The organism is Rhodococcus sp. 14C212 (assembly GCF_011058195.1).
Taxonomy (GTDB): domain Bacteria; phylum Actinomycetota; class Actinomycetes; order Mycobacteriales; family Mycobacteriaceae; genus Rhodococcus; species Rhodococcus aetherivorans.
This window is the reverse complement of sequence record NZ_JAALEH010000062.1, coordinates 1-11,789: the sequence shown is the minus strand read 5'-3', so window position 1 is coordinate 11,789 and position 11,789 is coordinate 1. Positions and strand designations below refer to the sequence as shown.

The 11,789-nt window shown below is 68.9% G+C and carries 12 protein-coding genes and 1 pseudogene; 9 read left to right on the top strand and 4 right to left on the bottom strand.

What is annotated here, in order from left to right; genetic code table 11:
• Positions 1 to 55: 55 nt before the first annotated feature.
• The gene (locus tag G6038_RS21805; RefSeq protein ID WP_165039845.1) at positions 56 to 850 is read right to left on the bottom strand and encodes a hypothetical protein; all 795 of its coding nucleotides are present in this window, start codon (positions 848 to 850) and stop codon (positions 56 to 58) included.
• Between the two features lie 201 nt (positions 851 to 1,051).
• Here G6038_RS21805 and G6038_RS21800 point away from each other — a divergent pair, with 201 nt between their 5' ends.
• A complete protein-coding gene (locus G6038_RS21800) occupies positions 1,052 to 1,468 on the top strand; it encodes a CoA-binding protein (RefSeq protein WP_165039844.1) in 417 nt (138 codons plus the stop codon).
• Positions 1,469 to 1,478: 10 nt separating this feature from the next.
• Here G6038_RS21800 and G6038_RS31515 read toward each other — a convergent pair.
• Positions 1,479 to 1,583 (bottom strand): annotated as a pseudogene (locus G6038_RS31515) (SHOCT domain-containing protein); the annotation flags it as partial.
• A 241-nt stretch (positions 1,584 to 1,824) separates the two neighbouring features.
• Here G6038_RS31515 and G6038_RS21795 point away from each other — a divergent pair.
• Both G6038_RS21795 and G6038_RS21790 read left to right on the top strand, forming a co-directional pair.
• Positions 1,825 to 2,250 carry a hypothetical protein gene (locus G6038_RS21795; RefSeq protein WP_165039843.1) on the top strand — a complete coding sequence of 142 codons (426 nt, stop codon included), beginning with the start codon at positions 1,825 to 1,827 and terminating at the stop codon, positions 2,248 to 2,250.
• A gap of 87 nt (positions 2,251 to 2,337) precedes the next feature.
• Positions 2,338 to 4,122, top strand: coding sequence for an alpha/beta-hydrolase family protein (locus tag G6038_RS21790; protein ID WP_206025443.1), 1,785 nt, complete (start codon positions 2,338 to 2,340; stop codon positions 4,120 to 4,122).
• A gap of 201 nt (positions 4,123 to 4,323) precedes the next feature.
• Here G6038_RS21790 and G6038_RS21785 read toward each other — a convergent pair whose 3' ends face one another.
• Positions 4,324 to 5,058: an IclR family transcriptional regulator gene (locus G6038_RS21785; RefSeq protein WP_165039863.1), complete on the bottom strand. Its 735-nt coding sequence runs from the start codon at positions 5,056 to 5,058 to the stop codon at positions 4,324 to 4,326.
• Positions 5,059 to 5,178: 120 nt separating this feature from the next.
• Between G6038_RS21785 and G6038_RS21780 the strand changes: the two genes are divergently transcribed.
• Together G6038_RS21780 and G6038_RS21775 are read left to right on the top strand one after the other, a co-directional pair.
• A complete protein-coding gene (locus tag G6038_RS21780) occupies positions 5,179 to 6,585 on the top strand; it encodes an acyl-CoA synthetase (protein ID WP_165039842.1) in 1,407 nt (468 codons plus the stop codon).
• Complete coding sequence (locus G6038_RS21775; protein ID WP_165039841.1) at positions 6,585 to 7,400, top strand: enoyl-CoA hydratase/isomerase family protein; 816 nt, start codon at positions 6,585 to 6,587, stop codon at positions 7,398 to 7,400. The genes G6038_RS21780 and G6038_RS21775 overlap by 1 nt, the downstream gene beginning before the upstream one ends.
• Here the strand turns inward: G6038_RS21775 and G6038_RS21770 are convergent.
• The gene (locus G6038_RS21770) at positions 7,374 to 8,006 is read right to left on the bottom strand and encodes a winged helix DNA-binding protein (RefSeq protein ID WP_165039840.1); all 633 of its coding nucleotides are present in this window, start codon (positions 8,004 to 8,006) and stop codon (positions 7,374 to 7,376) included. The genes G6038_RS21775 and G6038_RS21770 overlap by 27 nt on opposite strands.
• 247 nt (positions 8,007 to 8,253) lie before the next feature.
• On the opposite strand from G6038_RS21770, the gene G6038_RS21765 reads away from it, so the two are divergent.
• From G6038_RS21765 to G6038_RS21750, 4 genes are all read left to right on the top strand, one after another.
• Positions 8,254 to 9,447, top strand: a complete 1,194-nt coding sequence (locus tag G6038_RS21765) for a Rieske 2Fe-2S domain-containing protein (protein ID WP_165039839.1) — start codon at positions 8,254 to 8,256, stop codon at positions 9,445 to 9,447.
• A 2-nt stretch (positions 9,448 to 9,449) separates the two neighbouring features.
• Positions 9,450 to 10,505 carry a 2Fe-2S iron-sulfur cluster binding domain-containing protein gene (locus G6038_RS21760; protein ID WP_165039838.1) on the top strand — a complete coding sequence of 352 codons (1,056 nt, stop codon included), beginning with the start codon at positions 9,450 to 9,452 and terminating at the stop codon, positions 10,503 to 10,505.
• A gap of 51 nt (positions 10,506 to 10,556) precedes the next feature.
• Positions 10,557 to 11,438, top strand: coding sequence for a VOC family protein (locus G6038_RS21755; RefSeq protein WP_165039837.1), 882 nt, complete (start codon positions 10,557 to 10,559; stop codon positions 11,436 to 11,438).
• Positions 11,435 to 11,789: amidase family protein (locus G6038_RS21750; RefSeq protein ID WP_346772881.1), on the top strand; the 355-nt coding region annotated here is incomplete at its 3' end. The genes G6038_RS21755 and G6038_RS21750, both read left to right, overlap by 4 nt.

Sequence of the window (11,789 nt, the reverse complement as noted above, 5' to 3'; positions counted from 1 at the left end):
CTTGGGCACCCCGGAGTCGACGCGACGGCGAACAGGGCGGAAACCTCGGGTGCTGTCAGGCGAGATGCGCCCCCAACGGCGTGGATTCCGGCTGGTCGAGCCGCCAGAACATGCCGCCGTCGCACGATTCGACGTCACCGCTGAGGTAGCTGGCGACGGCGACGGCGGCGGTGGTCGGATCGGGAAACCGGCGGCCCTCCATCGGACCGGCCGTGATCTCGAGGGCGCCGGTGGCGGGGTCGAACCGGCCCTTGACCCGGTAGCCGTCCCAGTCGGCGAGCACCGGCAGCCGCGGGTCCTCGACGACCTCGGGTTCGGCCGCCCCCCGTGCCTTGCCCGAGGCGCTCGCCTTGCGCGCGCGGTTGCGGGCGAGCCGCTCCTGCTCGGCCTCGGCCGCGTCGTCGTCGGTGTAGCGGGTGGTGTCCTTGGCCGGCGTCAGGCCGAGCAGGTCCCAGCGATCCTTGCCGTGGACGACGCTGCTGAGCGGGATGGCATGGCTTCCCGTCCGGGTGCGGCCGCGCGCATCGGCCATCCAGATGTCGACCTCGGCGGCGATCCCCGCCGCGACCTCGTCGGACGCCAGCACGAAGTACGTCACCGGGGTGCTCCCCAGGTCCACGAAGACCCAGAACTGCGAGCCCGTGTCGTCGGCGTCCGGGAGAGCATCCTGCCGTCGCGCCTGCCAGTCCCCGTCGATCTTGGCGCGGACGCGCACGATGCAGCTGTCCCCGTCGACGCCCCACACCTGGACCGGGTTGCGCGGCAGGTGCTCGAGCCGCTCGGCGCGACCCCCCCGCTGGATGACCTCGGAGATGAAGGCTTGGATCCCTCGACCGGCCGTATCTTGCACTCGACTGCGTCCATTCCTGTGCTGCGCCCCGTACGCATCGGTGAGCTGTGTTGCGACGGGGTCCCGCGCCACGACTCGAGTTTCTGTACTCCAGAGTACGGGCAGGGGTTCGGCGGTAGCCGGACGAGTCGGCCTTCGGTGGGTCGACCGGGGTGCCGCGACGGCCTCCGCCCCGCGCCGGCAAGGGGTAATTTTGCTGCCATGAGCACGTCATGGCAGGACCCGAAGGCTGTGAACCTGATGCTCGACGACTGCGACACCTGGGCGGTGGTCGGGCTCTCCGGCAATCCCGGCCGGACCGCGTATCGGATCGCGCGCCTGCTGCAGGAACGCGGCAAACGAATCGTCCCCATTCATCCGAACGCGCCGACGGTGCTCGGCGAGCAGGGCTACGCGTCCCTCGCCGACGTCCCGTTCCCGGTCGAGGTGGTCGACGTGTTCCGCCGGTCGGAGTCGGCGGGCGAGTTCGCCGACCAGGCCGTCGCGATCGGCGCGAGGGGCGTGTGGTTCCAGCTCGGCGTCGTCGACGAGGACGCGTTCGCACGCACCACCGAGGCCGGGGTGCCGATGGTGATGGACGCGTGCCCGGCGATCGAGTGGGGCCGGCGGGGCGGCTGAGCCCGCTGCCGCGCCGCCCAGCGCGCTGGGCCTGCCGGGACACACGGCTGGACACGGCGGTGGCGGTTCCGGCCACCACGGCGGTACGGGCGACTCCGCGAAGCAGTCCGGGCATGGCGCACTCCTCGGGCGCTCGAATGGTATGTCGATTCGAATCATTCTGTTCTACTTCAGCTTTCAGATCCGAGCGCGTCCAGAGACGACAGGATGCTCTGCACCGGGACACCGACCCGTCCCCCGGCGCATGCCGGTCCCGTGACCGCTTCGAAACGGGAAAAGGGTCCGAAGCCACTGCTGAGAAACAGAGCCGAAGCGCACACTGAGCGATACCAGTCCCGCCTCGGAAGGGGAGCATCATGTCTCAGAACGTGCGTGCCGATCAGGAAGGCATGTCCGTCAAACAGGGCATCGCCGCGGGGACGTCGATCGGGGCCGCGGTCATCATGGCCACGATCGGCATTCTGCAGTTCTTCCAGGGGATTGCGGCGGTGGCCGAGGACGAGGTGTTCGTCCAGGGCCAGGAGTACACCTTCAAATTCGACCTCACCACCTGGGGGTGGATCCACATCGTCTTCGGTGTGGTGATGGTGGTCGTGGGCATCGCCTTAATCAGCGGCGCGACGTGGGCGCGAGTGTCGGCAATTGTCATCGCTGCGCTGTCGATCCTCGCGAACTTCCTGTGGCTGCCGTACTACCCGTGGTGGTCGATCCTGATCATCGCGCTCGACGTGGTGGTGATCTGGGCGATCTCGACCTGGAACCCGCGAGCCGACTACTACTGACCCGGGCGGTGATCGAAAAGTCGGCCTGGCGCGAAATCGGGAACGGTTCCCGCTCGTCCCGGACCGGTCACACATAGGCGGATAGCAATGACACCACAGGGACTCGGGGCACAGGATGATTCGGTGTCGAGCGCGCCCGACAGGGCGGACAACGGTGTAGGTCGCGCCGGCTCCGAACATCGCGCCGCGACCGTCGAGGCCGCGGCAGGAGACGACGAGAGCCGGTCGCCCGAGACCGTGGGCCGCCGGAAGTTGCTGTACGTCACCCTTCCGGGATGCTGGGGCGCACTGATCTTCGCGTGCCTGTCGTTCACGCCGTCGCTGCTACCCCGCGGGGGCCTGCTCCAGGGCATGGTCTGGGGCATTACTGCCGCGATCGGCTACGGGCTGGGGGTGTTCGCGGCGTTCGTGTGGCGCGCATTCGCCGACCGAGGTCCCCGACGTCCGCGGCGCGGCTCCTGGCAGGTCTTCCTCGTCGGCGCGACGGTGCTGCTCGTCGGCTTCTTCGGCTTCGGTCAGTACTGGCAGCACGAGATCCGCGTGTTGATGGGGGTCACCGAGTACAACGTCGCACTCGTTGTTCTCTCCCCCGTCGTGGCTGCGGTGATGTTCTGCCTCCTCCTGGCGGTCGGGCGCGGCGTCCGGGGCGTGTATCGCTGGCTGGCCGCTCTGCTCAACCGGTGGATCGGCCATCGCGCGGCGGCCGTGGTCGGGTGGCTCGCGGTCGTCGGGCTTGTCTATGCGGTCGTGTCGGGTGTGCTGCTCGGTGGCCTCGTCGGGATCGCCAACTCGGCCTTCTCGGTGCGGGACACCAAGACCCCGGAGGGCATAGAGCAGCCCACGACCGGCCTGCGTTCGGGCGGACCGGGATCGGTGGTGCCGTGGGATTCGTTGGGGTGGCAGGGTCGCAGCTTCATCGGCTCCGGTCCCTCCACGGAGGAGATCACACAGTTCACCGAACGTCCGGCCCTGGAGCCGATCCGAATCTATGCCGGTCTGGCGTCGGCTGACGACTCCGAATCCCGGGCAGCGGCGGCGGTCGAGGACCTCAACCGTGCCGGAGGTTTCCAGCGGGGGAATCTACTGGTGGTGACCACCACGGGAAGCGGGTGGGTGGACCCGGCGCTGGTGGATACGTTCGAGTACCTCACCGGTGGCGACGGGGCGACCGTGGCGATGCAGTACTCCTACCTGCCTTCGTGGATCTCCTACCTGGTCGATCAGTCGAAAGCCCGTGAAGCCGGTCGCGACATGTTCGACGCGGTCTACGACACCTGGTCGAAACTGCCCCAGGACACCCGGCCCCGGCTGTTCGTCGCCGGAGAGAGCCTCGGCTCGTTCGGCGGCGAAACCGCCTTCAGCGGGGAATACGATCTGCGCAACCGCACCTCGGGAACGCTGTTTGCCGGGCCTCCCAACTTCAATACCCTGTTCCGCGAGTTCAGCGATCGGCGTGCCCCGGGCAGCCCGGAGATCGAGCCGGTCTACCAGAACGGGCGCACGGTGCGGTTCACCAACGATCCCCGGACGGAGATTCCTCCTGCGGACACGCCCTGGGACGGCAGTCGTGTCCTGTACCTGATGCACCCGTCCGACCCGATCGTCTGGTGGAGTCCGGACCTGATCCTCGGCGAACCGGACTGGATCGGTCAGGCGCCGGGCCGGGATGTGCTCGAGGAGATGTTCTGGATACCGTTCGTGACGTTCTGGCAGGTCACCGCGGACCTGCCGTTCTCCACCGGTGTCCCGGGCGGCCACGGCCACAAATACACCTCCGGGTACGTCGACGGGTGGAACGAGGTCATGCAACCGACAGGGATCACCCCCGAGCAACTCACCACCCTCCGGGAGCTCATCGAAGACGGTGAGTAGGGGCAGGGGGAACGCCCCGGGTGCGCCTCGTTGTGTATCGACGAGGTGGAGAGGTGATGCGATCGCCTGGCCGAGTGTGCTCCATGACCACTGCGGCGTAGTGGGTGGTGTGGCTTTTTGCAGCCGGGCCGGACGATCCGCCGGGCGTCCGGCGACGCGACCCGCCCGGCCGACGAACGTGGTGCACGCCTTGCGGTGTCGCTACCGCAGTGCCTGCTCGATGGCGTCGCGGGTGCGTAGTGCCGTGCTGCCGTACTCCTCGAACAGTTCGGGGGTGAGTCGGGACGACGGACCGGAGATGCTGAAACATGCACGGGCCGTCCCCGTGCGGTCCCGCACGGCTACGGCGACGGCCGAGATGCCTTCGTGGAGTTCCTGTTCGGTGGTGGCGTAGCCGCGCTCGCGGATGAGGCCGATCTCGTCTCGCAGCCGGTCCGGATCGGTTTCCGTGCGATCGGTGACCTTGGCCGGGGTTGCGGCCAGATATGAGGCGATCCGCTCGTCCGGCAGGGTGGCGAGATACGCCTTGCCGGTGGCTGCCGCGTGCAGCGGCAGCCGGGTGCCGAGCGCGAGGAAGGCACGCAGTTGATGGGGGCTGTCGAGCCGTTCGACCAGGACGAGTTCGTCGCCGTCCGGAACCGCGAGGTGGATCGTCTCGCCGACGGCGGACTGCAGAGCACCGAGCTCCGGTAGCACGGCGTCGCGCAGATGATCGCCGGCTGCCACCGCGCTACCGACGGTGAAGGCGCGACCGGTGATGGACCACCGGCCCTCTCCCGGGGCGGGCCGTACCCAGCCGGCCTCGTGCAGGGTCTTCAGGCAACGCTGCACCGTGCTCTTGGGGACATCGAGGCGCCGAGCGAGTTCGCTGAGCCCCACCGGCTGACTGTCCGCGACCGCTTCGAAGACGCGCAGTGCGGTGAGCACGCTGTTCATCGTGTCCTTCCCCCGGTGCCGCGCACCCTTGACGGTACCTGTGCCCACTTGTAGTTTCGAGGTGGTCCACATCGTAGCACATCGGTCCATAATGCGGACCATTGATCGAAAGAAGCACACATGTCCGCTCCACTGCTCACCGCGCTGCACGAGGGATGGGACGACGCCGCACCCGCGGTGACGATCGGGGACGCGTCGTTGTCGCGGGAAGCTCTGATCGGAGCCGCCACGGCGGTTGCCGACAGGATCGCCGGTGCGCAGCGGGTGGCCGTCGAGGCGCGCGCCGAGCTGAGCACCGTCGTGGCCGTCGTGGGCTGCCTGATCGCCGGCGTCGCCGCCGTTCCGGTCCCCCCGGATTCGGGCGAGCTCGAACGCCAGCACATCCTCACCGACTCCGGCGCCGAGCTGTGGCTGGGCACTCCCCGGCCGGACGTCGCGCTCCCCGCGATCCCGGTCGACCCCCAGGCACGCTCGTCGACCAGCCGGCCCGAACCGCCGGCCGACGCCCCGGCCCTGATCGTGTACACCTCGGGCACCACGGGCGCACCGAAGGGCGTGGTCCTGTCGCGGCGAGCCGTCGCCGCGAGCCTCGACGGACTGGCCGAGGCGTGGCAGTGGACCCCCGACGACGTGCTTGTCCACGGCCTGCCACTGTTCCACGTGCACGGCCTCGTGCTGGGCGTGCTCGGCGCGCTGCGGATCGGATCGCCGCTCGTGCACACCGTCCGCCCGACGCCGGAGGCCTACGCCGCCGCGGGCGGATCGTTGTACTTCGGCGTACCGACGGTGTGGTCCCGCGTGTGCGCGGACCGCGACGCGGCCCGCGCGCTCGCCGGGGCGCGGTTGCTCGTCTCGGGAAGCGCACCGCTCCCCGTGCCGGTGTTCGACGAGCTCGTCGCCCTCACCGGGTCGGCGCCGATCGAGCGGTACGGCATGAGCGAAACGATCATCACCGTCAGCACCCGGTTCGACGGCGAGCGCCGGCCGGGCTGGGTGGGGCTACCGCTGGCGGGGGTGCGGACGCAGCTGCGCACCGAGTCGGGCGCCTTGGCCCCTCACGACGGAGAATCCTTGGGACAGCTGGAGATCGCCGGACCGACGCTGTTCGACGGCTATCTGAACAATCCGGCGAAGACCGCCGAATCGCTCACCGACGACGGATGGTTCAAGACCGGCGACATCGCCGTCGTCGACCCGGATGGCTTCCACCGGATCGTGGGCCGGGAATCGGTGGACATGATCAAGTCCGGCGGATACCGGATCGGGGCCGGCGAGGTGGAACAGGCCCTCCTCGCCCACCCCGGGGTGCGCGAGGCGGCCGTCGTCGGCGAGCCCGACGTGGACCTCGGACAGCGCATCGTCGCGTACGTGGTCGGAGACGCGAACGACGGTAAGTCCATCATCGACTTCGTCGCCACCTCGCTGTCGGTGCACAAGCGTCCCCGTGAGATCCGGGTCGTCGATACGCTGCCGCGCAACGCGATGGGGAAGGTACAGAAGAAGGCGCTGCTCGCGGGAGAATCGTGATGGACGCCGCGTCCGTCCACCTGCGGGTGACCGGCCCGGTGGCGACCGTGACGATCGACCACCCGGCCCGGCGCAACGCCCTCACCACCGCGATGCTCGACCGCTTCGAGGACGTCCTGACCGCCCTGCAGCCGGATCACGACGTCCGGGTGCTGGTGCTGACCGGAGCCGCGGGCGATTTCAGTGCCGGAATGGACATCCGCGGTCTGCGATCCGCGCGGGAGCGGGGGATCGAGCTCGAGCATCGGATGACGGCCGCGGAGGAGCGTCTCGCGGCCTTCTCGAAGCCCACCGTGGCCGCCGTCGAGGGCTACTGCGTCGGGGGTGGGATGCAGCTCGCTCTCGCGTGCGATCTGCGCGTGGCCTCGGAGAATGCCCGCTTCGGCGTCACGCCGGCCAAGCTCGGGATCGTCTACCCGCCGCGGACGGTGGCGCGCCTGGTACGCGTGCTCGGGCCGGCCGCCGCCAAGCGCCTGGTCTTCACCGCCGAATTGATCGACGCCGACGCCGCGCTGCGCATCGGTCTCGTCGACGAGGTGACAGCCCCCGGTGGCCTGGCGGCCCGAGCTGCCGAGCTGGCGCAGCTCGTGTCCACCCGTTCGCCGATCTCCGTCGCGGCCGCGAAGGCGATGATCGACGCGGCCGGCGGGAACGGCATCGACGAGACCGTCACGCGCAGGTGGTCGCAGGGGGCGAACCCGGACGCCGCCGAAGGCATCGACGCGTTTCTGGCGGGTCGCCCGCCCCGGTTCTCCGGTGAGCGGGCTCCCGCACCGCAACCGGCAGGGTCAGTCCCGGCTCCGGGCCTTGGATGATCGCTTCGGCGCAGCGGTCGGGGCGTCGGGCGCGGCACCGTCGTCGGTGAACATCACCGTCGGATTGATCGTGGCGAGGTCACGGCTGGCCGCCTCGTAGAGCCCGGTGAGGATGTGCATGGAGCGAATCGCATGCTGGAGCTTCACCGTCACATCGGCCAATTCGACGAGGTTGGACGCCAGCACCTGGCGGCGCAGGGCGGCGTAGCGATCCGTCACCTCCCGGCCGGCCGGGGTGACGGCGAACACCGACGACGTGCCGGACTTGGTGCGTTCGAGCAGTCCCAGGCTCACGAGCTTGCGCAGGTTGTACTGCAGGTTCGGCAGATCGTCGCGATTGGTGAGTTGAGCGATCGTCGCGGTGTCCTTCGGACGTTCCTGCATCCGGACGACGTGCAGGGCCACCACTTCGTTGAAGGCAAGGTCGAGATCACCGGCGACGTGCATGGCTTGCACGGCAAATCGCTCGAAACCGCGTTGTGCCTGCAGGACCGCGAACTCGAATGCCGTCAGCGCTTCTTCGTACGGGTCCTGGGCAAGGTGCCAGCGCCGCCCCGGGTCCAGGGGCGCCGGCTCGCCGGACGCGGTGGGTTCGGTGGCGTTCATGTGACCGGTCTACTCCCTCGTCGTGCGGTGCGGCCGCCGGGCGGCCTCTTCCACCCCCCACTCAACACCGCGGCCCGGCAGGCCGCAAAACCGTCCATGGATTTTTCGTGGAATCTCTATTGACTCTCCACGGATATTGCGTAGTGTGATGGGCGACACGAACAACGCCGCTCTTCCGAGCCGGTCACGTCGGATCCCCTCTCCCTCCCCGCGCCGTCGCGCGTGGGCCCAACCATGGAGGTCGTTCATGTCCGCATCCCCGTACAGCGGATCCTCCGCCGGGGTCACCCGGCACTACGCGCCCTACGTCCAGGCCGACTGGGGCTACGCCAACCACTGGTATCCCGCCCTGCTGTCGCACGAACTCGAGGACGGCACCGCCAAGGGCATAACCATCGGCGGCCACGACATCGCCGTCCGGCGGTCGTCCGGCAAGGCCTACGCAGTGTCGGACCGGTGCATCCACCGCGGCGTCAAGCTCTCCGCCAAGCCGATGTGCCTGTCGGAGGGCACCATCACCTGCTGGTACCACGGCTTCACCTACGGGCTCGAGGACGGCAGCCTGACCACCATCGTCGGCAACCCCGACGACTCGCTGATCGGCAGGGCCAAGATCCGCACCTACCCCGTCGAGGAGGTCAACGGGATCATCTACGTCTTCGTCGGCGACGAGGACTACGGCACGCCGCCGCCGCTCAGCTCGGACCTGCCGATGCGAGTGACCAACGACCCCAACGGCACTCCCGTCCCGCACCTGCTCGACGAGGGCATCGTCATCCGGGGTATCCACCGCAAGCTCGTCGGCAACTGGCGCCTCGCCGCCGAGAACGGCCTCGACCCCGGCCACCTGCTCGTGCACTGGGACAACCAGATCCTCGTCGCGCTCGACCGCGCCCTGCCGCTGGGCGTGAACGCCCTGACCGACTCGGCCACCGAGGAGATCGACATCGAGGACGGCCCCAAGGGCGTGATGAACCGGTACGACCGGCCGGACCTGTATCAGCCGGTGTTGGAGAACCCGAAGGTGAACATGAAGGCGCGCGGGACGGTGCCGCACTACTTCCGCACCTCGCTGTGGGTCCCGGGTGTGCTCATGGTCGAGCACTGGCCCATCACCGACCACGTGCAGTACGAGTTCTACGTCCCGATCGACGATCACCACCACGAGTACTGGGAGGTCATCGCCACCCGGGCCTCGTCGGACGAGGAGATCGCCGAGTTCAACTTCAAGTACGACAACTTCATGCTGCCGCTGGCCCTCGAGGGCTTCAACAACAGCGACGTCTTCGCCCGTGAGGCCACCGAGGAGCACTACACCCGCTTCGACGGCTGGAACAACGAAGTGCTGTGCGACATGGACTATTCCATCATCGCGTGGCGGAAGATGGCGGCACGGCATCCTCGCGGCTTCTTCGAGTCCCCCTACCAGGACGAGGACTGACCATGACCATCGCTCCGATCGAGGCGTTGCCCGACACCCCGGCCGGCACCACCAGCCGGGTGCGCCTGAACTACACCGACACCACCAGAGAGATCGACGTTCCCGCCGGAACCACCGTCCTCGAGGCCGCGGAAGCAGCGGGTGCGCGCCTGGTCAGCCAGTGCCGCATCGGCACGTGCGGAACCTGCGTCGGGCGAGTATCGACCGGAGCACTGGCCATGCCCGAGGGCCGGGTCTACCCGCTGCGGGCCGAGGAACTCTCCGAGGGCATGCGCCTACTCTGCCAGGCGCATGCCCTCGGAGAGACCGAGGTCGACCTCGACTACCCGGCCGCCATGCTCGACGAGCACCCGGTCGTCACCACCACGGTGAAGGTCACCGGGCTGACATGGCTGGCCGAGACGGTCGTGGAACTGGCTGTGCGCCTGCCCAAGTCGATCCCCTTCTCCTTCCGGTCCGGTCAGTACGTCCGGTTCCGCATCCCCGGAACGGACGAATGGCGCTCGTACTCGATGGCGTCGGGTGAGCGGCACAAGCGGCGGCTGGCGTTCACGATCCGTGTGCTACCCACCGGCGCGATGTCGGACTACCTGCGCACGGCGGCCGCCGTCGGCGACGAACTGGACCTGGAAGGACCGATGGGTTCGTTCGGCCTGGAGGAACAGCCGGGACCGGTGCTGATGATCGCCGGCGGCACGGGCCTGGCACCGATGCTGTCGATGCTCGAGTCCCTCCAGACCGCGAGGACCCGCAACTCCGTTCGGCTCGTGTTCGGCTGCGCCCGCCAGGGGGATCTGTTCCACCTCGACGAACTCGACGCTCGGCGCAGCTTCATGCCGAACCTGGACGTGCGCGTGGTGCTCGACGAGCAGACCGACCGTCCCGGCGTGCTCGTCGGCAATCCCGTCAGCGTCCTCACCGCCGAGGACGTCGCCGACCCCGATACCTCGGCGTACCTGTGCGGCCCGCCCGCGATGCTCGACGCGGCGCGCGAGCGCCTGCAGCAGCTCGGCCTGCCGCGTGAGCGGATCCACGCCGAGCACTTCCTCCCCAGCTGAATTCGCATGTGCGGCAACGGTGCCGCACTCCTCACAGATTGTGACACCAGCATGAGCGTTTCCCGACTCGGCGCCCTGAGCGTCGACGTGGCGGACCTTGCCTCCTGGCAGTACCTGCTCGTGGACCTGCTCGGCCTCGAGGCACGCCCGAGAACGTCCGACGACGAGCCGCTGCTGATCCGCCTCGACGAGAACCATCACCGCATCGCGCTGCACCCGGCCGCGCAGGACCGCATCCGCCGGATCACCTGGGAGGTCGACAGCCCCGAGGAGCTGCACACCCTCGCCGACCGGGTCGCGGCCGAGGGGATCGAGGTCGACTGGGTGCCCACCGGCGACCCCGAGACCCGCAGCGCCGTAGCGGCATTCCGCTTCGACGACGCCGACGGCTTCCCCAACGAGATCCGGTTCGGACCGACCGTGGACCACCGTCCGCTGAAGCAGGGCGGGCTCGTCAGCGGATTCGTCACCGGCGAGCTCGGACTCGGGCACGTGGTCCTGATGTGCAAGAACTACCCGGCGGCCGTCGACTTCTACACCCGGGTGCTCGGATTCCGGCTCTCGGACTACATCGTGTGGGACGGCGCCGACGCCACCTTCCTGCACTGCAATCCCCGCCATCACAGCCTCGCCCTGATGAACGAGTGCTTCCACTTCCGCGGGGGCGACTTCAACCATCTGATGATCGAGGTGGCCTCGCTGGACGACGTGGGCCGTGCCTACGACCGCATCAACGAGGCCGGCATCGACCTCAAGATGACCTTCGGTCGTCACACCAACGACGGGGTGACCTCCTTCTACGTCGCGACACCGTCGGGCTTCGGCATCGAGATCGGCTACGGCGGCGACCTGGTCGACGACGGCTGGGTGGTCAAGACCTACCGCTCGCCCTCGCGATGGGGACACGAGCCGCAGAAGGCGGGCCGGCCGTGACCGGAATCGCCGCCCTCCCCGGCCCCGACGTGGATGCACCCGCCTCGAGCGTCGCGACCGTCGAACGCTGCCTCGACCGGATCACCGAGCGGGACGAGCTGATCCGCGCGTGGGCGTTCCTCGACCCCGAGTCGGCCCGGGACCAGGCCCGCGCACGCGACGGCGAGCACCGCCGCTCGGCGCTGCACGGCGTCCCGGTCGGGGTGAAGGACATCATCGACACCGCCGACCAGCCGACGGGCTACGGCTCGGAACTGTGGGAGGGACACCGTCCCGACCGCGACGCCGAGGTGATCCGCCGTCTGCGGCAGGCCGGCGCGGTGATCCTCGGCAAGACCACCACCACCGAGT